16 protein-coding genes are annotated in these 25,198 nt (G+C 46.1%); 3 read left to right on the top strand and 13 right to left on the bottom strand.

The genetic code is table 11. The annotated features are described in order from the left end of the window. Positions 1 to 9: 9 nt before the first annotated feature. The 7 genes from MHN31_RS07785 to MHN31_RS07755 form a co-directional block, all read right to left on the bottom strand. Entirely contained in the window at positions 10 to 1,950 is a 1,941-nt protein-coding gene (locus MHN31_RS07785; protein WP_343224688.1) for a propionyl-CoA synthetase, read from the bottom strand. A 173-nt stretch (positions 1,951 to 2,123) separates the two neighbouring features. Next, positions 2,124 to 3,818: a hypothetical protein gene (locus MHN31_RS07780; RefSeq protein WP_239443972.1), complete on the bottom strand. Its 1,695-nt coding sequence runs from the start codon at positions 3,816 to 3,818 to the stop codon at positions 2,124 to 2,126. A gap of 318 nt (positions 3,819 to 4,136) precedes the next feature. After that, positions 4,137 to 6,818 carry an ATP-binding protein gene (locus MHN31_RS07775; protein WP_239443971.1) on the bottom strand — a complete coding sequence of 894 codons (2,682 nt, stop codon included), beginning with the start codon at positions 6,816 to 6,818 and terminating at the stop codon, positions 4,137 to 4,139. 39 nt (positions 6,819 to 6,857) lie between these two features. Beyond that, the gene (locus MHN31_RS07770; protein WP_239443970.1) at positions 6,858 to 9,089 is read right to left on the bottom strand and encodes a TonB-dependent receptor; all 2,232 of its coding nucleotides are present in this window, start codon (positions 9,087 to 9,089) and stop codon (positions 6,858 to 6,860) included. Positions 9,090 to 9,231: 142 nt separating this feature from the next. Next, positions 9,232 to 11,469, bottom strand: coding sequence for an NAD(P)-binding protein (locus tag MHN31_RS07765; RefSeq protein ID WP_239443969.1), 2,238 nt, complete (start codon positions 11,467 to 11,469; stop codon positions 9,232 to 9,234). Between the two features lie 9 nt (positions 11,470 to 11,478). Next, positions 11,479 to 12,441, bottom strand: a complete 963-nt coding sequence (locus MHN31_RS07760; protein WP_125559226.1) for an acetoacetate decarboxylase — start codon at positions 12,439 to 12,441, stop codon at positions 11,479 to 11,481. 163 nt (positions 12,442 to 12,604) lie between these two features. Continuing rightward, positions 12,605 to 13,219, bottom strand: a complete 615-nt coding sequence (locus tag MHN31_RS07755) for a hypothetical protein (protein WP_125559224.1) — start codon at positions 13,217 to 13,219, stop codon at positions 12,605 to 12,607. Positions 13,220 to 13,520: 301 nt separating this feature from the next. Here MHN31_RS07755 and MHN31_RS07750 point away from each other — a divergent pair, with 301 nt between their 5' ends. Then, positions 13,521 to 14,405, top strand: a complete 885-nt coding sequence (locus tag MHN31_RS07750; protein ID WP_239443968.1) for a transporter substrate-binding domain-containing protein — start codon at positions 13,521 to 13,523, stop codon at positions 14,403 to 14,405. 7 nt (positions 14,406 to 14,412) lie between these two features. Here MHN31_RS07750 and ccoG read toward each other — a convergent pair whose 3' ends face one another. From ccoG to MHN31_RS07725, 5 genes are all read right to left on the bottom strand, one after another. Beyond that, positions 14,413 to 15,798, bottom strand: a complete 1,386-nt coding sequence (gene ccoG, locus MHN31_RS07745; protein ID WP_239443967.1) for a cytochrome c oxidase accessory protein CcoG — start codon at positions 15,796 to 15,798, stop codon at positions 14,413 to 14,415. A gap of 138 nt (positions 15,799 to 15,936) precedes the next feature. Then, positions 15,937 to 17,373: a sigma 54-interacting transcriptional regulator gene (locus tag MHN31_RS07740; RefSeq protein ID WP_239443966.1), complete on the bottom strand. Its 1,437-nt coding sequence runs from the start codon at positions 17,371 to 17,373 to the stop codon at positions 15,937 to 15,939. Positions 17,374 to 17,437: 64 nt separating this feature from the next. Next, the gene (locus tag MHN31_RS07735; protein WP_239443965.1) at positions 17,438 to 18,781 is read right to left on the bottom strand and encodes a DUF1501 domain-containing protein; all 1,344 of its coding nucleotides are present in this window, start codon (positions 18,779 to 18,781) and stop codon (positions 17,438 to 17,440) included. A gap of 12 nt (positions 18,782 to 18,793) precedes the next feature. Then, positions 18,794 to 20,848, bottom strand: coding sequence for a DUF1800 domain-containing protein (locus tag MHN31_RS07730; RefSeq protein WP_239444099.1), 2,055 nt, complete (start codon positions 20,846 to 20,848; stop codon positions 18,794 to 18,796). A gap of 73 nt (positions 20,849 to 20,921) precedes the next feature. After that, positions 20,922 to 21,875: a helix-turn-helix domain-containing protein gene (locus MHN31_RS07725; RefSeq protein WP_125559214.1), complete on the bottom strand. Its 954-nt coding sequence runs from the start codon at positions 21,873 to 21,875 to the stop codon at positions 20,922 to 20,924. A 97-nt stretch (positions 21,876 to 21,972) separates the two neighbouring features. On the opposite strand from MHN31_RS07725, the gene MHN31_RS07720 reads away from it, so the two are divergent. Both MHN31_RS07720 and MHN31_RS07715 read left to right on the top strand, forming a co-directional pair. Beyond that, positions 21,973 to 22,380, top strand: a complete 408-nt coding sequence (locus MHN31_RS07720; RefSeq protein ID WP_125559212.1) for an MAPEG family protein — start codon at positions 21,973 to 21,975, stop codon at positions 22,378 to 22,380. 121 nt (positions 22,381 to 22,501) lie between these two features. Continuing rightward, on the top strand, positions 22,502 to 23,215 hold the full coding sequence (locus MHN31_RS07715) for a metal-dependent hydrolase (protein ID WP_171044993.1): 714 nt from the start codon (positions 22,502 to 22,504) through the stop codon (positions 23,213 to 23,215). A gap of 55 nt (positions 23,216 to 23,270) precedes the next feature. On the opposite strand, the gene MHN31_RS07710 is transcribed toward MHN31_RS07715, so the two are convergent. After that, positions 23,271 to 24,683 (bottom strand): glycosyl hydrolase family 18 protein, encoded by a 1,413-nt coding sequence (locus tag MHN31_RS07710; protein ID WP_125559208.1) that lies wholly within the window; start codon positions 24,681 to 24,683, stop codon positions 23,271 to 23,273. Positions 24,684 to 25,198 lie beyond the last annotated feature (515 nt).

The following is a 25,198-nucleotide window of genomic DNA, read 5'->3' as shown; positions in this document are numbered from 1 at the left end:
TACAGCAGGTTATTGCTGCGAAGCCTTCCACAGGGTACTGATTTCATCAAGCGTGGCAGGATCGTCAATAGTTGACGGTACTGTCATCGCTTCGCCATCCACCAGCTGACGTAAATTCTTGCGCAGTATCTTACCAGAACGTGTTTTAGGTAAACGTTCTACAACCAGGATTTGTTTCAGGCACGCTATTGCACCAATTCTGCCGCGTATAGACTGCACCAGTTCTTCACGCAATTGCGCCAGAGTAAGCTGACTACCATCTTTGAGTACCACCATGGCCACCGGCACCTGTCCCTTTAGCTCATCTTTGGCCGCAAATACAGCGCACTCAGCAACAGCGTCATGTGCTGCAACCACTTCCTCCATCTCCCCGGTTGATAAACGATGGCCTGCAACATTAATCACATCATCCGTGCGCCCCATAATAAATACGTACCCTTCTTCATCCAGATACCCACCATCTCCTGAGAGATAATAACCGGGAAATTCCGACAGATACCCCTGCTTAAAGCGAGTGCTATTTTGCCAGATACTGCTCAGGCAACCTGGTGGCAGCGGTGTTTTGAGTGCAATGAGCCCCTGCTCATTGGCCGCACAAGGTTCACCATTCGCATCCAGGACAGTCAATTGATAACCCGGCGTAGGCACGGATGCACTACCCGCTTTGGTCGGCAAAGGTGATAAACCCATGGGGTTGGCGGCAATTGGCCAGCCAGTTTCAGTTTGCCACCAATGGTCAATAACAGGAAGCCTTGTCACCGACTGCAACCAGTCATAGGTAGCGGGGTCCAAACGCTCACCAGCGAGAAATAAGGTTTGCAGTGAACGGGTATTGTACTGAGCAAACAACTTACCTTCCGGGTCTTCTTTTTTAATGGCACGAAAAGCAGTCGGAGCACTGAACAACGCATTTACCTGATACTCCTCGACAACCCGCCAAAATGCGCCTGCGTCCGGGGTTCTGACTGGCTTTCCTTCATACAATAAAGTAGTACAGCCAAACAGCAGTGGCGCGTAAACGATGTAAGAATGGCCAACAACCCAGCCAATATCAGACGCGGCCCAGAATACCTGGCCGGGTTTCATATCATACACAGTTTCCATACTATAGTGTAATGCTACAGCATGCCCCCCTTGCTCACGCACGACCCCTTTTGGCACACCCGTTGTACCAGAGGTGTATAAAATATAGAGCGGATGAGTAGCAGGTAATGGCACAGCATCAACCTGAGTTGCGGCAGCGACCAGTTCACACCAGTCAATATCCCGGGGAGTCAGCATCGATGCGCGATATTGAGGACGCTGCCATACAACCGTATGCTCAACTTCATGCGTTGCCAACGCTAAAGCTTCATCCAGCATTGGCTTGTATTCAATAACTCGGCCTACCTCAACACCACAAGACGCACTCAGCACCAGCTTGGGCTTTGCATCGTCAATACGCACAGCCAGCTCTTTAGGCGCAAAGCCACCAAATACGACTGAATGAATAGCCCCGAGTCGCGCACATGCCAGCATGGCTATTACCGCTTGCGGGATCATCGGCATATAGATGACCACTCGATCCCCGGCAACAACACCAAGTTCACTCAGCGCGCCTGCAAAATAACTAACGCTCTCCAGCAATTCCGCATAGGTGTAACACTCTTTTTGCTCTGTCACCGGAGAATCATAAATGAGTGCAACTTGTTCAGCTCTTCCCTCATTTATCTGTTGATCCAGGGCCAAATAGCAGGTGTTGAGTTGACCATCCTCAAACCAGTGACTCAATGACTCATGGTCATAACTTACGCCTTTTTTGGGTGTGGTATGCCAGTTGAGGCGGCCAGCCTTATGTAACCAGAATGCTTCAGGATCTTGCTCAAATTGCTCATACGCCTGTTGATAGGCCTGATATGCTGTTGTTGTCATAATGATTTCCTGTTGGGCCGGGTAAAGGTAGCTTGATATTTCGCCAATTCGCTAACACCCGGTTAACGACGAGTACGCTATTAAACATAGAATTACTGAAATAAAGACAACACTAGACATTGGTCGATGACGGGAGAGAGTTTGATCCATCGCAAGCCTACGATGAATAAGAGGATTACGGACCCTCTGATGAGGGCCCGATAGCACTGTATTTATTCATCAATGGGCCAGGTGTAAGGCACTGTTGGTACAGATAACCCCCGGTCGATGATGGACTCCGCTACTGTTTTACTCGGATCAGTGGGTGCCCATAAATCCTGGCTGAACACCAGTGAGCCATCTTCCAGAGCGATATCACCCAATACGCCACTGGCATCTATATCGAATACGAAGCTACCAGTGCCGTCATAGCTACACGACGCTGTAGGCGCGTATTCAATATTTGCTTTACTACCAGTCCCGTCATAGGTCGCTGTTGCACTATCGTACTCAAAGAACTGTCGCTGCGAGAATGCCTGCATACTGTGATCATTACCAGGACCCGCCCAGTTACAGATGAAACCTTGGATAAGCCCATCAGTGTCTTCAATTTTCGACCCATAACCAAAATGCGCTTCGCCATTGTCGAGACTCGGGGAATTAAACCCGATATTGAAAATTCGGCTGTGGCTGTCGTTCACACCAGCCTGCCAGACATAGGCATATTGTCCTGCCAATGTTGTAAGGTCAAAATTAGCGCCAAATATTGAAAAGTTCTCACTCCATCCATCAGGATTATCGACACTGTGGTACTTGTTATTCACATCAACCTGGCTGTCACTATTGAACATGCCGCTATTACTGTGACCACACAAGGTGGCAACCCTGGCTTGCAGGGACATATTATCTCCAGAACGCTCATAAGCCAGTGACCCCGTTCTGGTGCGTTCATTTTGACTACAATTACCGCCAGGAAATTCTATGCCGCTGACGCCCTGCTCACCTTCCACCTGGTAAGTAAGATGACCAGAATAATTCAACAGATCTACTCCGGGCGTATGTGCCATAGATAACGAAATGTCATAATCTGACCCACTGACTGTATATGTCAGAGAAATTGTATATAGCCACTCACTCCCCGAGCGGGTTATGGCAGCAGCGGAGAAAGTCACACCTGCAACACCTTTAGCATTCATTTCGCCGGTCACATCAATACTACTGCCATCTGTGGGCAAACTCATACCTGAATCCAGTGCTGCTGAAACCATGCTGGCCAAGGTCATCAGACTCATTCTTGACTGATCTCTGATCCCACTTAACAACGCATTAGTTTGCGCAACAGCACAGGCATTACCATTGCTGTCGCTCTCTGACCACAACCCTAAATCACCACCAGGTAAGGTGCCAGAGGCAGAGGCCGGATCAGTCGCATCTGGATGACCTGTGTAGGCCACCTGAGGCCCAAAACAGTCCGCATTCGTACTGTTGCGATAAAATGACTGAACTCTAAATACGTCCAACAAAGGAACTGTGCCATTGAGTATCCGCCCGATCCGCTGCGTAGACCACAAATATGTAGGTACGGACGGGCCGTACTCTACCGCTGGCCGATTGCCAAAGCCACGCTCAACTTCTTCACTGCTATCACTAAAAGGAGAAGAGGCCATGACGTCAGTGGGAAAATAGATGCCGCGCGATTCATCGGGTTCACTCGAGTCATCACTATCATCCGTGCCGTTATCACCCGGATCTGAATCTTCACTGCCAGAGTCATCATTATCAGAGTTATCAGTGTTGTTGTCCGTGTCGTCATTAGCAGGAGCCTGCTGTTGCTGCTCCTGAGCATTTGTGTTGCTCTGCTCATCGTTATCTGATGAAGAACAGCCCGCTAATAAAGCCAGTAAAATATATGGAATAGGTGTTTTCATAGTTGCATACCTTGTTGTCTAACCCGCTTTAAAGGTAAGCCAAAAAGACCAGCAGCTCAAAAATACACCACCCTGAAGTGTGAAAATATGTTGAGCACTTTATCGCTAAAGCTTTGATGTTTCTACTTTTACACAAAACTGGTAAAGGCATGTATTCTCATTTAGATTACATAAATAAGACTAGTGTAGTGATTACATTACACTTTATTGCTTTTTCCAAAACAAAAAATGGTGATCGCTAAATAACAAAAGCCGAACAACTTATTACATTTAAAATAGCTCAAAACCCGAAATAAAAGCACAACAACCAGAGCCCCCTCAGATAGCCTGATGACATTCAGACTGCTGAATTGCGATATGCATCAACTCCAGAAGCTCCGCCATTGGTACGTTGACCTTGTCATATTCTTTTTCTTTAAGTAACACGTCTATCTTAGATGCGGTTTGATAAATGTCATGGCAGTCGAACATTGCTGACGTGCCTTTCAGCGCATGTATGGAGCGTGACAACCCTTCAAAGTCATGGTATTTGAGCTGGTTTTGTAACTGCACCAGCTGCTCATGCAGACCAGCTATATACTGTGCTTTTAATATTGAAAACTCTTCATCGGGTAAAGCCAGGTCTTCTTCAACGGTAATATTCAGGTAGTGGCTTACTTTTCTGGCGAACTCTGCTCTGTCTATTGGCTTAGCAAGATGATCTGTAAAGCCAAGTTTCAGATATCGCTCTACCTCATGACTCATAGTGTTTGCCGTTAAAGCAATGACTGGAGCCGTGCTGCCCGTAGCCTGAATGAAGTTAAATGCCTGCTCACCATCCATCACGGGCATTTGAATATCCATCAGGATCAAGTCAAACTCTCCGTCCAATACTGCTTGCACAGCTAGCTGCCCATTCTCTACCGCTGTCACATTAAGCCCCATTCGCTCCAGAATACGCGTTATTAAACGACAATTATCAACGTGATCTTCAGCCAACAGTACTTCACCTTTTAATGATTCAGATTCATAACCCTCCGGCTCTGCACCAGGTTCCTGAGTTTGATGAATTTCCGAAAAGGTGTTGAGCCATTTAGTGCGTTGCGTAGTGTATAAGCCCACAGACAAAGTGAAAGCGGTGCCCGAACCAACTTCACTTTCAACTTCAATGTCTCCGTCGAGTTTCTGAGCCAGACTTTTTGAGATATTTAGCCCAAGGCCGGTACCACCGTATTTTCTGGTCGTAGACGAGTCAGCTTGATGAAACGCGTTAAATAGCTCCTTCTGTTCTGCCGTCGTCATCCCGATCCCGGTATCCTGCACTTTGATTGATAAGGTATCCTGCGTGCAATTAACATCAATGGAAATTTTACCAACCGAAGTAAACTTAAGCGCATTAGAGGTCAGATTGAGCAGTATTTGTCGCAAGCGTGTCGGGTCAATCACAATGTAATCAGGCAAAGGGAAATGGTAATTCAGTTCGAACTCCAACCCTTTATCTCTGATCTGCTTACCCAGCAAAGACTCAACATGAGCAATCGACTGAAACAGATTCGCTTCTATGAGCTCTACTTCCAGCCGATTTGCTTCGATTTTAGACATATCAAGAATATCGTTAATCAGGCCAAGAACATGACGGGAATTTTGCAAAATCACCGAAATAGCATGATTACGCTCATGCGGCTTGATATCACCGAGCATAATGCCATCGGCATAGCCAATTATCGACGTCATAGGAGTGCGAATTTCATGACTCATGTTTGCCAGGAATCGACTTTTAGCTTCGCTGGCATCCCGTAATTCAGAAGCCAGTTGCTCTAATTCATAAGTCCGCTTGAGCACCTTAGCTTCAAGGTTTTTATTCAGCTCAATGTTTTGCTCGTTGGTCAGACGATATTTGTCGGCAACGGCAAAAGCTAGCAGTAAGGCATCTAGTGCAGTGCCAATCAGGCCGATTAAATATAAATTAACCGCAATGGGAGGCAATAATCCAAGGTTAGTCACATTGCCGACCATGTTAGGAATGGCCATGCACACATAGGCCAGAACAAAATAACGCGCAGGCTTGAAGCCTTCCATCAAGCGCAACACGCCCACGTATAGCCCCATACACAATGCCGATCCCGTGGCCAGGGTTGCCCAGAGAAAACCAAAACCCGGGAACAAGATACAAAAGGGTGTACCGATCGCACCGATTGCACCTACCCAGAGCGAGGCTGTAGACAAAGATGGATGCGTCTCTTTCAGCTTGAGGAGTTGATTGTAAAAAAGCACATTGGTAATCGGCGTCAGCGCAAAACCCAGCCAGTGTAAATGGGCAGAATAAAAACCAAAAAGCTGATCGGAAATATGAAAGAAGTGACTCCAGGCAAACACCCAGGTTGCAGCAAACATGGCATAGTATAAGTGAGTCATATCTTTAGAGCCGATATAAATCAGCAGGTTATACAAGCCAAGTACAATACCCACACTAAAGCAAAGTGACATGAGTAAATTATCAATTGTCACCTGTCGTTCAAACTCTTTGACCGGAATAAGCTCTAGTTTGATTGGTGTGTAAAAGTAGTCACTCTCAAATAAGGTAACAACAAAATACCGTTGGTTAGGTAAAAGGTGGATTTTATTACCGTAGTGAAAGGGATACTCATTGGCATGCATACCACCAGTAAAAAACCGTTCCACACCAGACTGTGAGTAAATACGCGTCTCGACATTAGACAGCACAGTATTATACGGATAAAGCACCAGGTCCTGGTACTTAGAGTGATTTTCTATTTCTGTAACCAGCCAGTATCGACCAGAGAACAGCGCACGTTTAGTCTGCTCCGGTTGTATGCTTGCCCACTGTTCTACTTGAGCAAAGTTATCCGGAAACCGCGCACCATTTTGAGCCGACAGCACCATTCCTTTGTCATGTAAATTTTGCCCTCGCTGCGTGCCGTCAAAGACATACACGCTCGCGTTTGCAAAAAAAGTAAACAGGCACAGCAATGCCGCGCATAATAGTCTTACACTACCCATTTGAGACCTAAACTATAGCAGCTCAGGGTCAATGCCTGGCTAAAACCGATACGAAATATCCACCCCAAGGCGTCTCCCCTCTCCTTTAAAGTCTTCCAACATGCCAAGAAAAGCACTTAAATCAAACTTTAAGTGACTGTATTCTTTATCAAACAAGTTCTTTCCCCATACACCAAAGCGCCAGTCACCTCGTTCATAGTGCACGCTCCCACGCCATAGAGTATACCCTGACTGCATTGCGTAAGCATTTTGGTTTTGATCGAAGTAGTACTCGGATTGATAATCAAACCCAATTGTTGAAACCAGCTCTCCTTGCAAAAATGACATGGTATGAGTAACATCGCCATTGATGTTCCACTCTGGGGTAAACGGTAACCGATTGTCTGTCAATACATTGCCCACCGGATCAATGAACTCGTCGAAGTTTGCCTCTGGCACATAGCCAGCTGCACTTCTAAACTTAAGGGCATCGTTCAGCTTATATTGAATAGCCAACTCAGCACCGTATATTGTCGAGCTACCGACGTTTTCAAGCAACTGAAGCGGGGGTGCGCCAGGGACAGTAGAAGCTTGGTTCATAAACACTTGTTGATCGCTGTAATCGTAAAAGAACACAGCACCATTGACCGATAAATTATCCGCATTGTTATATTTCGCCCCGATTTCGTGTGCATAGAGTTCCTCAGGGCCATAATCGGCTAACTTTGCCTGCTCTTCAGTTGCAAGCAACCCGCCATTATATCCACCGCTTTTGGTACCGTTGGCAAAACTATAGTAGAACATGAGAGGATCAGAGTATTGATAATTCCAGGCTAAGCGCCCAGACAAGCCATCATCTTTCACTTCACCATTCACACGATAGTAAGGAATGGTCACTCCATCTAGCTGCGTAATATCTGCAACAGTGTTTAGCCGGGAAACTGAATCATACTCAACGGTTTCATCGCTGTAACGAAGTCCGACAGTAATACGATGTGCGTCGTTAAGCTGCCACTCATACTGCGCAAACGCGGCTACAGACTTTACGATAATTTCATTGTCATAAAAGAATGTATTAGTTAGATCGGTGCTTAACAAGCCACGATAATCTCGCAGAATATCATTGAAATTGTCCTGATAGATACGTTCTTCTATGTGAAATAAGCCAAGTGTAAGATGATCTCTGTCATTGGTTTGACTGTATCGCAATTCGTTTGAAAGCATCTCATTTTTCAGGCCTAGTTCTCCTTCACATAGCCTCGCGGGGCTGCCATCGCAGTTAAATGCGTGGCGCCTGTCCAGGCGATTAAAACCATTTATGTAGGTCAGCTGCTGACTGTCCGAGATTTGCCAATCACCTTGTACCGTCCAGCCTCTATAAATAGACAAATGTGGAGAGTCATTATTTACGCTGACAGCCCAATAATCATCGCTGCCATCATTGAAGCCAAACATGTCAAAGCACCCAGGACCACCAGCTTCTGCCGGTGAACATCGCACCCCATTAGCTGGGTCTTTAAAGATACCAATATTGCCCACTGGCTGCACAATCCCATCCCAGTGGCCATATTCAAGCTTCGCATAAAGTGTAAATTCGTCCCATTCAGCTAAGTAGCTGAGCCTGGCATCTTGCTGCTTGAGACCAGCTTCTGGAGATGCGTCAAACAAGTTATAGCTTGTGTATTCGTAATCAGTGTGATTAAAAGAGAATCGTAACGCGCTTAACTCGTTAACTTTTGCATTGTATGCCCCTTGCACCCGACGCCATTCATCGGTGCCAGCACCCGCCTTAATAAAGCCATAGTTACCATCATCCGGGCGCTTAGTTCTGACAAGCAATGCACCGCCAGTACTGTTACGTCCAAACAAAGTGCCTTGTGGACCTTTCAGTACTTCAATTTGCTCAACATCGAACAAGTTGGCGATCTGATTGTTGGCAGAGCCAACCGGTCTGCCATCAATATACATTGCGATCGGCGACGTATTTGCGGTGTTATAGTCTATTAACCCTACGCCGCGAATGTTTAGTGCCGGTGGTGTGCCCTCGGCAGCATTTTGACTGATTTTAAAGTTGGCAACATAGCCGCCCACTTCACTGATGTCTTTAATCCCCTGACTGGTGATATTATCGCCTTTCAGGGTTGCTATTGAAATGCTCACTTCCTCTAGAGTTTGCTTACGTTTTTGCGCATAAACTTCGATGACTTCGATACTATCATTGTTTGCAAAAACACTAACGGGAGAGAAAAAAACTGTAATTATTGAAATTGATATCGCTGAGAGTTTAAACATATCCGTGCTCTTTTTCTGCTTCACGCTTGTGCTTGTTTGAGTATAGTCGAAATGCAAAGACCTCCAACAAAATCGGAGGTCTTTTGTATATTATCTCTATAGTTAGCTAACTTGGCTCCCTGAACAGTCAGCTATTCAGGGCTCAGTCCGGTTTAAAGCCATCCTCACCACTGATACTTTCAGGCAACCCACAAATTGCACGAGAGGTTTGCATACCTGCCATCACCGCAGCTTCAACACACCCGGCGTTCACACCCGTGCTGATCCAATCTCCTGTCAGGTAAAGATTATTAAAAATAGTGCCATCTGTTGGGAGCCTGTATTGGCTACTATCTACTACAGATAAGACATATCGCTCGCTAGGATCAACGTTGACCCGCCAGTATTGGCTGTCAAATCGCTCTTCGCCTTGCGCGATGCTGTCGTCATAGAGTGTATTCCAATTGTACTGACCCGCTGCATTATAGGCATTGGGCCAAAGCGGTTTCATTTCTGTCGCTAACTTGTTAATGGCATTTACTTTTACTTTGGCTTTTTGGTCTGAAGGAAAACTATGGTGGTTACTGGGTGGATACTCAGCACAACCAAACGCACTGCAAAAATAGGCGATGTTCTTTGGTCCGTTAGCAGGCCAATCTTCATGCGGTAATAAATTCGACATAGCAGCCCAGGTATCAAAAGGTTGCGAAAACCCGCTGAGGATAGGACGCTCTTCACTGGGTGGCGTATAATTGAACCCGAGTTGTTCATCTGTTTGATTGAGCCAAACCTGAAATGCTTGAGTTGCCACTGTTTTGACTTCACTACTTTGTAAACTCAGCTTTTGATCCAGAGCCAGCAGTTGTGGGCATACATGCTCCAGACCACCGACAGAAATACCAAAGATCACTTTATCAAAGTCCCTGCCACGCTTAAGCGACAATGTCGGCAATGGCGTACCAAACTCAGCTTCATAAATTGCCGGCCAGTTACTCCAGAAAGATTCTAAATTGACATTATGCTGCTGTAATAACGCAGCCTGAGCATCATCTATCTGGTCATAATTCGGTCTATCTGGCCAGCATGGTAATCCTTTAACGTCGACAAACGGATCATACTGCCCATTTTTGAGCTTTACTTGCTGTGTCATTGTGATCTCATCAACCACATGCTCACTACCGTGCAATGCCGGGATCAGCTCGTCAACCTGATGGAAATACTCGAACTGAACGCCGCGTTTAGCCAGCAATTCATAAATGGGTGAAAAAATAATATCGCCCATGCCAGCCTGCATTTTCCACATTACGCCACCGCGATAGCACAGCATCAATCTAAGCATAGCCAGTGACGCAACGCCCGCTTCTACATTACCATTATCAAAATCACCATCAACATACCCAAACACGAGATCATAAAACCCTCTCACCGGCGCTGATTCAACAACATACTCTTCATCAGCACCATTGCGTTTCAACCATGCCTTAAAGTCATATTTATTGATTGCTTCAAAACCATCTGAATGGACATGGTCACGGAGCAGGCCAATCAACATCGCAATAGCAAGATCAGCACAGATGTATAAGCGCCTGATACCCGGATGATCATCCAACAAATCTCGCGCTTCAGCTCTAAGCCAGCGTTTAAGCTTGCGAACTATATACCAGGTAACCAGGCGGTCACGACTGTTTGAGAGGTTTTTATCCGCTGCACGCAAATTCAATAATTCGTGCAGTTGCGTGATCAGTAACCGGGGAGTCGACCAGATCTCTTTGGCCTCATCGTGTGCACTATCAAAAAAGTCAGAAACTTTATCTTCCAGACTATCAAATGCCGACGTAATTTCGCTGGCAAGGTGCTGCAACAACCCCCGGTCCCGGCGTTTACGCGTTTGCAGACGAATCTCCCGATGAGCAGCTTCCACTTCATCTTCTAAGCCATCTATCCATTTGTGTAACCAGGCAATGGTCATCTGGATCAGTTGCCAAAAATGCAGATCCAGAGTACCGTCCGCCGGATTACCAGGCACCAAAGGAAAATCAACCGGCCAGGTTTCCCATTCATTGTCAATGAACTCCTGTAAAACCACAAAGCTATGAGGTTTTAACGCCTGCTGCCATGTTGCAATAGGCACAGAGCTGGGTCGATCCAAATTATTGTAAACGGTTTCGATCGCCCGGAATGAGTTAACATATGATCCAAACCATACATGAAGGCCGTGTTCCTCAATACGTTCATGTGCATCTGGGTTGCGCCCACTGGCGCCTTTCCCACCAAGGCGCCAACCTAACTGATAGACTGTGATCTCATAGTTTTCCTGCCAATTTTCTTTTTCTGTCAGATAAACAGCGGCAGTCATAGCCGATACACCACCACCCAAAATTACGATTTTTTCTTTACTCATAATGACACCCTACCCCAACTCTGCTCTGACAATTTCATGTGCCCCGTCTTGATCAAAGTCCATACAAAGATAATAAGGTAGCTTTGCGAACTGTTCGCCCACGGCTATCCCAAACATATCTTCCAGGGGAAAAGCATCAACCTGATTAATGGTGACTTTATATTCGTCTTTTAAAAAACCCAGTTTATGGAGCTTTTTCACTTCTGAAGGGGAATGCACTACGGCGCTGTAAACGCTGTTAGTGGCATAGCCATCCGGAAATTGTTTGAAGAAGATTTGATCTAACATAGGGTTTGTAAACCCTGTCAGTAGTTGTTTGATAAATTCGCTACTAATATCAATTTCGCTGGCAGTTTCATGGAGTAGCTCGGCGACTTCCTTGCTGATTTCTACGGCTTCCTCAAACCAGGTATCATCATCCGCCACCCGGTCTATGGACAATAACTCGTACCAGGCCATTTTTTTATTCGGGTCGTAAGGCTGAAAGGTCTCAAGACTCAGAGAAAAATGATCCGCATGCCGCCGGTCACTGGGCATTTCATAACGACATAAGTACTTGTTGTATCCCCAGGTTTCACGGCCATTGATCAGTGCATTGATGTTATTCACAGTGATAAACGCGGGATACCAATAAAGGTGAGTCATACGGTTGGTGTTTTTGCACACTTCAGCAACTGGCACCCAGATAATGATATCGGTTTCCTGCATGTAGCCATAATTACTAAATGGCGGAACCTTAGAGGCAATATTTTCGATATCAGTAAATGTCAGCAGACAATGCGAAGATATGGCCTTGTAGGTATTAATCTCATTAGGTACGGAGTTCAACGTAGCATCGAAAAACGCCTGTATTTTCTCAATTTTCCCTTTTAAAAAAAATCCGTACATCATTGCATTAAGCATTCTGCAAGGTGGTTTAGCAATGGGATTACCCAAAAAATGGCGATAAGGGATAGTCAGTTTTTCAGACATAGAAAACTCCTTCTATTGCGGTAGTAGTATGCGGCGACAGAAACACAGCGATAACAAACAAGCTTGCTACCACTGCTCCCATGCGCTATCAGCAACCACCACATCACAACCTAAAGCTGTACTTCCATGACCGATAACCGGGGGTGTTAAGTGCCCACAATGATTAAGATGACACTAAGTCTAGTTCATCTTTAATGCGTCGATAGTTAAATTTAATCTTTGCCAGCTGCGCCACTTCTCCCTGGCATCTGGCCAGATAGTGGCCGTAAGCATCACTGTCATAGTGCGCAGACAGTCTGTTCATGAAACCATGCTCATAACGGGTACGGAAGCACTCAACATTAGGCTGTTGCTGCAGAATTTCCATGACTGGTACTATGTCAAAATGGTTTTCCTGATAGGGAAAAAAGACGTCAACCCGACAGCCTGGGTTGAGATGCAAATAATTTCTTATCTGCCCCGGGTAAAATGCAATCAGCTTAACAGAGCTCTTTAATGCAATTGCAGACAAAGCCCGCCATGCAGCAACAGCCCCAGCACTGAAAGCAATGATCAGATCCGGTTGAAAGGCCAGGATGTCGTCCAATACTTTGCGCATATACGCATCGTGCCCAACTTCATTGATAAAACTCTGATAAACCTGGTTTTCTGGCAGGTGTCCTTTTCCCTGCCGATCCCCGTAGGGAGAACTCACTTTGCAATCACCGTCCAGGTTTTGTGCAAAGTCCTCGAGATAGTCGCTATGACCGAATATATCACTGACGATAAGCGTAACCATGATTGTCTTCTCTTATTTCCAATTTAGTTATTATATTAATCGTTACGCTAACCCCCCATCTTAACTGAAAAGTGCACCAATTGCAGCGTAACTAAGTTTGTCTATCCATGTTCATCAAGCGGTGCAAACTGAGTTGGAACCCTCTAAAATGTAGCAAACCATTACCATTTGTAAAAATAATTAAAACGCAAATATCTCACTCAGCCAATTCCATGAAATATCCGGCCCGAACCGCCTTTTACTCCGCTTTTTTATGACCTCTGCTAAACTCACTATTCGGATGACATATTCGGAGAAATGCGTGAAGTTCTTTTTGCTGTTGTTAACGTGTATTACCTCAGTTTGTTACGCTCGTATCGAGAATCATGCAATATCCTGGATCACCTTAGACTTTCCACCTTACTACATCTATGCAGACAGGGATGAAGGCGAAGGTCGAGATGAACAGGTCATTTCGTTATTACATACTCAGTTAAATAAACTTGACTATTATCATCATAGCTTTCCAGCCAGTCGCGCCATTCATGAATTGAGCCACAGCCGCAGCGGTTACTGTATGGTGTCGCTTTATAAAACCGCCAGCAGACAAAAATACATCACTTATACAAAGCACCACTCAACCGTGGGTCTTTCGCCCGGGCTTGCGCTGCGAAAAGAGACCATACAGAAACTTGAGCTAGATGTGAGACAACCTGTTTCTTTGGTAAACCTGATGCTCAAACATGACCTCACTCTGGGTATTGCGCAAAGTCGCTCATATGGGGAAAAGCTCGATAAACTTATTGAGCGGTTGCCACGCGACCAGGTTGTTATTCGGCCGGGTTGGGATACGCTGCAAAGCCTGACAAACATGCTGGTGAAAAAGCGAGTGGACTTAGTCCTGGGCTATCCGAGTGAACATTACTACCTGAGTAAACGCCTCGGCGCTGATAACCTGACACAAATCGCCTTAATCGGCGTGCCACTCATTGCTAAAGGCTATATCGGTTGTACTAATAACGACCTGGGCAAAAAAGCAGTTGCCCTGTTCGATCAGACATTAGTTAACCTGGTCAAAACAGAGGAATACAAACGCATAATGTTAAAGTGGCTACCAGCTCACTTGAAAAGTAAGCTCAATAGGCACCTCATTAATGAAACAGCTCAACTCAATAATGAGGTGCACATCGGAGAAGACCGAAACTAACCTGTCTTTAGCGGTTTTTATAGAAGTAGCTTTCTTTTTCTATCGTGATGTTTGCATCCTCCTGGGCCGTCACCACAAACTTCAATGGTGTTGCTGTGCGGCTTAAATCATAGCCATCCGCCGTTACCGTCACTGGAACCAGAAGCATTTGTCCCGCCTCTATCTTGATCGAATCAGGCGCTGATAAGCTGGCATGTTCTATCCCACTGATCCCAACCTGATAATGCAAGGTCTGCTGGGTTTTATTGATGATACTCAAGGTATATGGATTTTCCACCAGCCCCTCATAATTCACACGGTACAACGCGTTTCTGTCGCGGATCACTGAAGCTTCTATAGGCGTACGATTCATTGCCCAGACCACCATAGTGACCACAATCATAGCGAACAGGGCCGCATATCCCACCAGCTTTAGCCTGAACGGATTCGTCTTTTTACCCGATAGTGTATTTTCACTGGTGTACTTGATAAGCCCGGTTTCATAGCCAAACTTATTCATAGTCTCATCACAAGCATCAATACACAGTCCACAGTTAATACACTCGTATTGCAGACCATTTCTGATATCAATGCCCGCCGGACACACTTCAACACATAGATTACAGTCTACACAATCGCCTAATCCCATCGCTTTGTGATCTGCTTTGCGTTTTCTGGGGCCTCGATTTTCGCCGCGCGCACTATCGTATGATACAACTAAGGTATCTTTATCGAACATGACTGATTGAAAGCGTGAATATGGACAAGCCACGTTGCACATTTTCTCGCGCAAAAAGCCTGCATTCCCGTAGGTACAAAATGCGAATAAAAACACCCAGAAGCTCACAAGACCAGACCATTGCAGTGTAAACATATCGGTATACAGTGCTTTGGCTGGCACAAAATAGGCCATAAAAGAAGTGGCCGTAAAGACAGAGATCAGCAGCCATACTGCGTGTTTTGCCAGTTTTTTAGATACTTTTTTGCCGTCCCAGCTGCTTTTATCCAACTTAATTCTTTGGTTTCGAGTCCCTTCGATCCGATGTTCAACCCAGGTGAACATCAGCATCCAAATCGTTTGTGGGCAAGTGTAACCACACCATACCCGGCCCAGCCAGTTAGTTACAAAAAATAAGCCAAATGCACCAGCCATAAATACCCAGGCCAGGATCATGAAATCATGCGGTAGTAAAGTAACGCCAAAAATACGAAACTGCTGAGAAGCCACATCCAGTAATACAGCCTGCTGGCCTTTGTATGGGATCCAGGGAATGGCAATGAAAACCAACATCAGGAACCAACCCAGATAGCGACGGATCTGCTGGAAAGGCCCCTTTTGTTCGCGGATATAAATCGGCCCATCCTGCTTATAGGGCTTGATGATCATATCTTCTTCTTTAATATCGAACTTCATAATACTTGCTTATTATCAGTGAAACACACCAATACAATTTGCAAGTTTCAGACCAAACTGAAAGTTTTTAACTTGCTGTTTTATAAAAACTTTAATATTCGCGAAAAACATAGACTCGTGAAATATCGCGAACACCCGTTATATATCGCGTTCTCTTTGAATATTTAGCTTCTTCATTTTTGATCGCAGAGTGCTTTCTGGCATACCCAGTAATGCTGCTGCGCCCTGCTCGCCAGCCACCCGCCATTGACAAAGTTCTAAGACTGAGAGTATGTGTTCCCGCTGGGCATGTTCAAGAGATAGATCCTGAGATACGGCCGCTTCTCCTATAGTCGCAGCCAATGCCTGGGTCAGCCGCAGTGTTCTGCCTGTGGCTAATATGGCTTCACGTTCAAGAATATTTTGCAGTTCACGAATATTACCGGGCCAGTCGTAAGCCTGAAGCTTTACCAGTGAAGATTTAGCGATACCACGTAATTGCTTACCCAAACGAGCATTAAGTCGCGATAACATATTGGCACATAATAAAGGAATGTCTTCAAGCCGCTCTTTAAGCGCCGGTACTTTAATAGGAAAGACATTGAGGCGGTAGTATAAGTCCATTCTAAACTCCCCTTTTTCTACCATTTGCCACAGATCTCGGTTGGTCGCGGCAATCACACGAATATCTACTGAAATGGTTTTGCTCCCCCCGACACGTTCAAACTCCTGTTCCTGCAGCACCCTCAGTAGCTTACTCTGTGCTTCGAGTGGCAACTCGCCAATTTCATCGAGGAATAATGTGCCCTGATGCGCCAGTTCAAAACGCCCCTTGCGTCTTTCATTCGCTCCTGTAAACGCCCCTTTTTCATGGCCAAACAGTTCAGACTCCAGCAAGCTGGGGGAAAAAGCAGCACAGTTAACACGTACAAAAGGCTGAGCACTTCTTAAGCTCAGACGATGTAGATTCCTCGCAACCAGTTCTTTTCCGGTGCCATTCTCACCCAGGATCAGTACGGTGCTATCGGTCTGGCTAACCAGCTTTATTTGCTCAAGCATAGTCTGAAAAATATGACTCTGGCCCACCAACCCGGAATCCTGCCAGTCTTCATTAATCTCTGCCAGCAGATAGCTGTTTTCCTCTTTGAGTTGCTCAGAAAGCGTCTGAACTTGCTCGAGCGCGTCTCTCAACGCCCGCTCTGCCTCAACTTGTTTTGATATATCGCGAAATATCGCGACAGCACCGATAACCTGGCCATCCTTATATACGGGTGTCGACGTGTACTCCACAGCAAAACAGCTGCCATCTTTGCGCCAAAACACTTCATCTGTGACATGCCGGGTTTTGCCGTCAAACATAGTTCGATAAATTTGGCAGTGATCCGCTGGATAAGGGGTGCCATCTGCGTAACTATGATGGTGGTATTGATGAATTTTCTTGCCCAGTAAATCGTCGGCAGACCAGCCAGTCATTCTTTCTGCAGCCGGGTTAATAAACACGGCATTACCTGATAGATCAAACCCGTATATCCCCTCGCCGACTGCATTAAGCAGCAGACGGGGATCGTTTAAGAATTGTGCGATTACAGAAGACATAGATTACCTCGTGATATTTCACGAAGTAATCTAACATGACTGACGCAGAAGCAAAACTACACAACTATACTTTGAACAAGGAAAGTGCCTGCGCATCAAAATTACTAAGATTCGGAAATAACTCTGTCATTTCGCTGTCTGCAAGACCAAACCAACGTGCCAACGGTGCGAAATACTGTTCGTTGCCGAATGCCGGGATCAGGCGTCCGCCTCCAACATCATTTGATCCATCGAGCTGCTGCGGCATCATAGCGCCATGCACATCACCGCCATTGACCGCACCACCAAGTATCAACTGATTACCTGCCCAGCCATGGTCGGTGCCATCTCCGTTAGAGGTTAATGTACGACCAAAATCAGACATGGTAAATGTACTGACCTGCTCTGTCAGCTCAAGCTCAGCCATCGCACTTTGGAATTCCACTAAACTTTGTGCAAGCACGCCCAGCAATGCCGGGTGGGCAGACTCCTGCTCATCATGCGTATCGAATCCGCCCATAGAGACAAAGAAGATTTGTCGTTTAGCACCCAGCTGAGACTGGATACTGATGGTTTTCGCGACCGCTGCCAATTGCGCGGATAGACTCGATTCGCCAAATTCAGTAGCCAGTACAGGCGCTTCTTCCAGCAAAGTGTTCATGTATAGAGTATGTTCGATAGAACCATTTAACCGGCTGCCATACGCCGATGCCAGCGGATGAGACGTCTGGTTAAACAAGGTTTGCATGACGCGCCTTACATGCTCTACTCGCGGCTCATAACCGCTCAGGGCGTTAATTTTACTTATACCACTTTTACTCAATGCAAATGCACTGGTATTCATGCCAGTTTGCCATGGGTTTGCCCCATCTACGGTAATATTACTGCCAAATACCGTGCCCTGATCTAACCGCTCTAGTAACCTGGCACCCCAGCCGGTATTCAGCGTTTGCTTTTCCTGGCCGTGCATCCAGGTTGCCTGTTGATCATTATGCGAAAACAGATGCTGCGGTAATGGTACGCTCCTGGCCTGATACTGAGCTAGGGACGTCGGTGCGATTAAAGTCCCTACCCCGCCCACAAAGGCCAAAGTCTGCTGGTCAAAATATGGCTGTAATGAAGACATCGCAGGATGCAGGCCAACGCCACCTTCAAACTCGCTGGCAGTTGTCAGTGACAGCGCATCCTGCACAGCGAGGTTCTGCCGGCTTGCTTCGTACCAGCTACGATGATCGCCCGTCAGCGGAACAAGCATATTCATGGAGTCGTTGCCGCCATACAGGTACACGCATACCAGAGCTTTATAGTCTGAAAAGTTACGTTGCTCTATGCTGCCCGACAGCGCCTGAAGCTGCAAACTGGTTAATGCTGCAGCCGACATGCCTCCTTTCAGGCACAGGGATAGAAAGTCTCTTCTGCTCTTGTTCATCTTGCCGGCCTCCTAATACTGCACGTTAAATTCGGGTGATAATGACACCATAAACAAAAGCTGCCCAACTCTGTCCGCTGCACTTTTATTCTCAAAGTACGCGTCGAGCTCTACAAACGCTTCCCGGCTTGCTTGTGACATATTGCCTGCAAAGTACAGCACATTATATCTGTCGAGCAACGCGTTGAGGCCGCTGGCTTCTAGCAATGCGATATCACTATGGCCATACAAATAAATTGCCGATGGATTGAGCGTATCGTGGCGCTCAGCCATGCGCCAGACCAAGTCGCTGTAGTGTTGGTTTAACGTGCCAATCATTGCTGCATCATTCGCTATCTGTAGTTCAGGCGCAAATAACCCTTGCTCACTCAATTCCGCTGGTTGGTGATCTGGCCTGAAAAAGTTAAATACCGAAGGTGATAGCATAGGGCCCTGACCAAACCTGTCATCCAGGTTCCAGGTGAAGTAGTTACCTTCCTCACTGTGTGCATCCAGTGTACGCCACATCTGAACCCCTTTAAGCAGTGGCTCTTTTATTTTTCCCTGATGCGCCAGAACAGATCCATACCGTCGCGCCTCATCATCAAGGTAAATGGCACGGATCACAGCACTGAGGTCTCCCCGCACACCGCTCCCATTGTCATTAAATACCATAGCAACGCGTTCTACATATTGAGCAGTAGGGTTTGAGGTGATCAATCGCTGAATAAGCTGCTTGGAGATAAAGGGAGCAACATTGCTATGATTAAATAAATTATCCAAAGCGAGCTGCATAGAGTCTTCTGGCCCAACACCGACCGGGATCACTTCTCCATTCAGTAGTGTCTTTTCTAGCTCTGAGTGATAGTCAGGAAATGCTTGCATAGGCAGACTAAAATTACGACTTGGGCGATTCCAGCGAGCCGAGAATGCAAACGTCCAGCCCGTGAAAACACGTGCAAACCCGGTGATTTCCTGCTGAGAATAGGTCGGGATACTTTGGCCGTTGTCATCACGCATGATGCTACCATCCAGATTGAGCAAATCCAGCCCGATGGTAAACAATTGCATGACCTCTCGTGCGTAATTTTCATCAGGTCGGATATTACGTTCAGGATCTGCCTTCTCATTACCAAGATGGCTGAGGTAGGTCCCCATCACAGGCGATAAAGTCACAGCTTCAAGCAGTGCCCGGTAGTTGCCAAACGCATGCTCAATCAACAGATCGTAGTAGGCAAGCATGCCTTCCGGTTCACCTTTTAATGCATTGTTTGCATCCGAGACCACCAGAATTTCGCTCAATGCAAAAGCCACACGTTGTCTCAGTTGATCATCTGCATTCAATGTGGCTTTCCACCAGGCATCAATACGATTTATCTGATAAGGCGTATCTCTGTCAGGATAGTTTTCAAGTAGTGCAGAGTGATACGTAGCCGGTAATGCCATTTGCGCATCCAGCCATTGCTCTTCACTCATGCCAGTAGCTGCATTCACCTCTTCCAGCGTTGGCCCCATTGTCCCCTGATGTAAGAGCACTGCAGCCTGAATATCTGACATCGCATTACTGGCATAAACATCGATCTCAGAGGTTGTTTCTGCGCCCTGTGGATCCGTCACCGTGACTGAAAATTGATAAGTATCACCAACGGCCTGGTAGGTCTCTGGTAAAGTGATAACCAGCGTTGGACCAGTCACATCACCCAATTCAATTTCTGGCCCACTCAACTGTTTCCAGAGATAACTAAATGAAGTATCTTCAGGGTCTGCGACGTTGGCAGACAGAGTTAATGGCTCACCTTTAATCACCTCAGGCTGAGCGATATCGACAATCACCTCGGGCGGGGTGTTTTGCTGCTCCGGCGTTTCATCAGTTCCTTCAGAAGCATTATTGCTCCCCTCGCCTTGCGAGCTATCTCCCTGCTCCTGAGTAGGTTGTTCAGTATCTCCGCCAGCCTGCTGGGGAGTTTGAGTATCTGTTGTTGTGTTTGATGAGGTATTATTTGAAGTTGGGCTGCTGTCTGACGAGCCGCCACCACAGGCAACAAGGGTTGTCAGGCAAAACGCCGCAAGATAGAGGTGAGCATTCATAATTGCAGTGTCCACAATAGCACTTAATACTTTTATAACAGAGCATTTAGAAAAAACATATACTAAATTACTATCATTCTCTAAAGGCCTTCATACTCATTTGAAAGTGCTTTTTAAATTGTCTCGCCAATGCTTGCGGATCCTGATAACCAACCTGATAGGCTATTTGCTCTTGTGACAGTTCAGAACTCGCAAGTAAATATCTGGATTTCTCCAACCGCACTAATCGAACATAATCTATAGGCGTTAGCCCTACATGCTGCTTAAAACGCCGGATCAAAGTTCGCTCAGACATATATACCGACTCTGCCAATCGTTTTAATGTCAGTGAATCCTGCAGATTTTCATCAATGAGCCTTTGTACCGCTTTGACCTGCTTATCTGAATGGTCCTGTAACACACTAAGTCGAATAAACTGATTTTGATTGGAAAACTTTTGTGGAATTGCCAGCCATGAAGCAATTTGCTCAGCCACTTCTTTGCCTACTCTATCGCTGATAAACGTGAGGATCAGATGTAAATAGCTGTGTGCTGCGCCGGCGGTATAAACGTCATTACTGCGAAAAACAATTTCATCGGATTTAAAGTCAATATGAGGAAAATACTTAGCAAAAAATGGAGCCAACCACCAACTGGCCGTGATCTGATGCTTATCGAGTAAACCCGTACTTGCCAGATAAGCAACACCGCAGCATCCAGCAAGGTGAAAACGACAATGACGGTGTACATCATTAAGCCCTCTTAATGCCTCCTTAACCTGCATACACTGTTGCCATAAAGCACTGTGACCACTGTACTGTGCGCCTACCCAGATCATGGCATCATAATCTTGTAAATCCGCCAAAGTACTGTCGCATTGAATCTTCAGCCCCTGACTACTGACAACCTCAAGTTCACTGGTTAGCGCAGCGATCTTCCAGCTAAAAAAAGACCGCCCCAGAACTTGATTAGCTACGTTTAATATGTCGATCACCCCAGTCAGTGCACTGGCAAACACTTTCGGCGGGCACACAAGTACGATCCGCATGTCACTTTCAACCCAAATTTCGTCAATATTGACACAGTAACTTAGCCACCTGATTAGATAAAGTAAAGCCAATCTCATTTACAGAAGGAACAACCCAATGTGGATCCACATCCCAATATTCTTTTTAGTGTCTCTTTATACTCTATTGTGGTTTATAACTGCCAGTCTGCGGATCCGCGCTGTCTATCAGCGCAAAATAACACTGTCAGACATCCGCTTTGTCAGTAAAGAAGGCTTTCCCGAGCGCATCCGATTATTGACCAACAGTTATGACAACCAGTTCCAGTTACCCCTTTTGTTTATCTGCTTGTTACTGATGCTGCATATTCAGGGGATCCAAGGGCAACTATGGTATGTATTCAGCACAGTATTCGTTACTGCACGTTACTGGCATTGCTATGAGCATATACTTGGCCAGAACCTCAAAATGCGTACGCTCGCCTTTGCCCTTGGCAGTATCACTCTGTTTATCGCGTGGTTCACACTGCTGTGGCAATCACTATAAGTAAGCCCCTGTTTTATGGCTAGTAAAACAATAACAATGCCATTATGATCACTCTCGATAGAGCAGCCACAGAGTCGATTTTGTGGCTGGTGTACTCTCCATACAACCGGAAGTTTACTTAGTGGCCAATTTTGCAACTCACTTCAAAGCAGCGGTGGTAGTTAGTGCCGCCGCATCATCCGTTATACTGGCAACCAGCCTTGCCGATATGAGTGATATACTGCTGTTATTTATATTAGGTGCGCTAGCTGGGCTTCTGCCAGATCTTGACGCCGACAAATCACGCTCGTTAAATAGTTTGTTTTCGATATTTGCACTGTGTGCAGCCATTGGACTGCCACTGGCCATCGAGTTTCATTCTCTGCTCAGCATCTGGTTGTCCGGGCTGGGCGTCTATCTACTCATCATGTATGGTCTGAAGCCTATATTTGAGAGCTATACCATTCACCGCGGCGCAAGCCATTCGCTGTTGTCTGTGCTGATGTTTGCCATCATCACAGTTAATATTCCTTTGTATTTGGGTAAAGGGCTGCCTTTTGCGCTGTTGTGTGGTGTGATGGTTGTATTAGGCATGCTAACCCATTTAATCCTCGATGAATGCTACGCAGTAGACATCAACAATAATGAATTGAAAGCCTCATTTGGCAGTGCACTCAAACCCGTTGCGACCAGTGCGCCGCTGGCCTCTGTACTTCAGATAGGTGTAGTGCTGCTGGGTAGCTATTTATTGCTCCCTCATTACGAGGACATATCCGAGGTCATTCAGCTCTGGCAAAGCAAACTGATAAGCCTGCCTTTGCTGCCAGATATGGACACTTTGAAACGGTTTTATTAATCGAAGGTGAGTTCAGCAACTAGGTTAGCTGCTGAACTCCGTACTTATCGATGTATTACGGACAGGTGTAGCTGGGTGCCAGACCCTTTGCGACTTCCCACTTTGCGGTTAACAATGAAGCCGGTCCCTTGCTGTCATGTGACAATTCCCAGTTCATGATACCGCCGGCATTAAGCTTTGCGTATTCTGTTTTGGCACGGATAGTTGGAATACCATTATAATAACTGCTGCCATCCGTATCCCGGCAGGCATTAGCAGGGTTTTCCTGGACCAAAGTCCGATATGCCTTCCAGGTTGGACGCGCATAAAAAGGCACACCTAATACAGTTTTTTCCTTACTCAGACCGCGACTCTGCCAGTATGCTATAGAGTCTTTGGCATACTGCATAGACGCATGATTGCCATTGTTCGCATCGTAAGCCATCAGGTTCAGAAAATCGATATCCTGGAATACAGACTCCAAAACACCACCGCCTGTATAGCCTAACGCAACAACCGCAGCGGTCAGGAACTTACCACGAGCACGCAACTCTACGCTCAGTTCCTTCATCAACAATGCGTAGTTATTCGCCGAGGTACCAGGATCTGGATATTCCCAATCCATATCTACACCATCCAGGTTGTGTAGCTCTACGAAGGCCATTACTTCACGTACAAACGTCGTGCGACCTTGTGCCGACGCAGCAAATGTTTCAAATGCGCTGTCATCGCCACCATTCCAGCCACCTATAGCAATACCAACTTTTACATTGTTTGCATGCGCAGAATTTACCAGCGCTGTCATTTTACTCAAATTTTCAAGTGGCTGAAGTGTGCCATCTGCGTTAGGTAACAAGAATGAGTAATTGATATGCGTCAGTTTATCAAACTGGATATCACTGACAGCCCCCTGCCAGCTTGGGAAGTAGCCGACAATTTTAAAATTAGGATCACCCGGCGGGAAATCATCGGCAGCGACTGTAAAGTTTACAGCGCTGGATTCCCCTCTACCGCCTGCGGCATCGACTGCAAATACCTGTAACTGATGACTGCCTAGCCCTTGTGCTTGCCAGGGCACAGAATACGGCGCGGTATTATCTGTCGCAATCAGCGTACCATCGATAAAGAATTCAGCCCGCTCAATCGCAACATTCTGTGGATGAGAAACAGATGCAGTCAAATCGATAGGCGTCCCTATAATAATGCTCGCGTTATTGCTTGGTGAGGTGACCGTTACTGACGGTACCGGCTCAGTTGCATCGCAATTACCATCCTTATTCCATACAGCATAAGTCGTAGAGTTATTTGCGGGGTTTTGATTCTGAGTCCACCACTTTGCGGTGTAACTCACAGACTGATAAGTGACTGAATCCCCTTTGGTATAGACACTCTGAGCCTGCCAGTCAGTTAAGTTACTACAGTCCACCGCAAGCGCGACTTCCATTGCACCAAGCAATGGCAGCGCCATTAATAAGTTTTTATATTTCATTACCTTTTCCATGTTGTATTTGTCGGTAAACGCAGGCCGCACCGACGTTTAAAGAGTTGATGACCTGCCCTCCCAGAGTAACAGAGCGAACAAAAATCATACAAACAACATATTCTGCGACCTTAGTCTAATAGGCCGGATCTTAAACGCTGAACCCAGCTACTTTATGCTGCCCGGTGAGTAACAAGGTTCGGCAGTGCTGAAAAACCAGCTCGCAGCTCATACACTGATTGCAGCGAGACACGTCCATGGACAGTTTGACAATGCCCTGTACGATGGATAGTTAATAACATTACAGGAGCCAGGACAGTCGTTAACGGTGACTGGGTAATAACGCGGGTGAAATATAATTTCTCAGGGAGTGAGTTACAGGTGATGATGGATTATGAGACCCCAAATAATTGGGAATTTCTGTTTAATACCAATTTGCTTAATTAAGTGGTCTATTTTGAGGCGAGAAAATAGGGTCGATAACAAGGCAAAAATTTTGCTATTTAGTTGTTCTAAATAAGAAA

The sequence above is a fragment of the Pseudoalteromonas sp. McH1-42 genome (genome assembly GCF_022347845.1).
Lineage (GTDB): Bacteria > Pseudomonadota > Gammaproteobacteria > Enterobacterales > Alteromonadaceae > Pseudoalteromonas > Pseudoalteromonas rubra_D.
Note: the sequence above shows the minus strand (reverse complement) of the source record. Positions and strands in the feature narration are given on the sequence as shown.

What these genes read in the sequence shown, in the direction of transcription:
- MHN31_RS07780 (WP_239443972.1), bottom strand. Translation starts at nt 3,818, where the DNA reads ATGAAAACACCTATTCCATATATTTTACTGGCTTTATTAGCGGGCTGT.
- MHN31_RS07775 (WP_239443971.1), bottom strand. Translation starts at nt 6,818, where the DNA reads ATGGGTAGTGTAAGACTATTATGCGCGGCATTGCTGTGCCTGTTTACT.
- MHN31_RS07770 (WP_239443970.1), bottom strand. Translation starts at nt 9,089, where the DNA reads ATGTTTAAACTCTCAGCGATATCAATTTCAATAATTACAGTTTTTTTC.
- MHN31_RS07765 (WP_239443969.1), bottom strand. Translation starts at nt 11,469, where the DNA reads ATGAGTAAAGAAAAAATCGTAATTTTGGGTGGTGGTGTATCGGCTATG.
- MHN31_RS07760 (WP_125559226.1), bottom strand. Translation starts at nt 12,441, where the DNA reads ATGTCTGAAAAACTGACTATCCCTTATCGCCATTTTTTGGGTAATCCC.
- MHN31_RS07755 (WP_125559224.1), bottom strand. Translation starts at nt 13,219, where the DNA reads ATGGTTACGCTTATCGTCAGTGATATATTCGGTCATAGCGACTATCTC.
- ccoG (WP_239443967.1), bottom strand. Translation starts at nt 15,798, where the DNA reads ATGAAGTTCGATATTAAAGAAGAAGATATGATCATCAAGCCCTATAAG.
- MHN31_RS07740 (WP_239443966.1), bottom strand. Translation starts at nt 17,373, where the DNA reads ATGTCTTCTGTAATCGCACAATTCTTAAACGATCCCCGTCTGCTGCTT.
- MHN31_RS07735 (WP_239443965.1), bottom strand. Translation starts at nt 18,781, where the DNA reads ATGAACAAGAGCAGAAGAGACTTTCTATCCCTGTGCCTGAAAGGAGGC.
- MHN31_RS07730 (WP_239444099.1), bottom strand. Translation starts at nt 20,848, where the DNA reads ATGAATGCTCACCTCTATCTTGCGGCGTTTTGCCTGACAACCCTTGTT.
- MHN31_RS07725 (WP_125559214.1), bottom strand. Translation starts at nt 21,875, where the DNA reads ATGCGGATCGTACTTGTGTGCCCGCCGAAAGTGTTTGCCAGTGCACTG.
- MHN31_RS07720 (WP_125559212.1), top strand. Translation starts at nt 21,973, where the DNA reads ATGTGGATCCACATCCCAATATTCTTTTTAGTGTCTCTTTATACTCTA.
- MHN31_RS07710 (WP_125559208.1), bottom strand. Translation starts at nt 24,683, where the DNA reads ATGAAATATAAAAACTTATTAATGGCGCTGCCATTGCTTGGTGCAATG.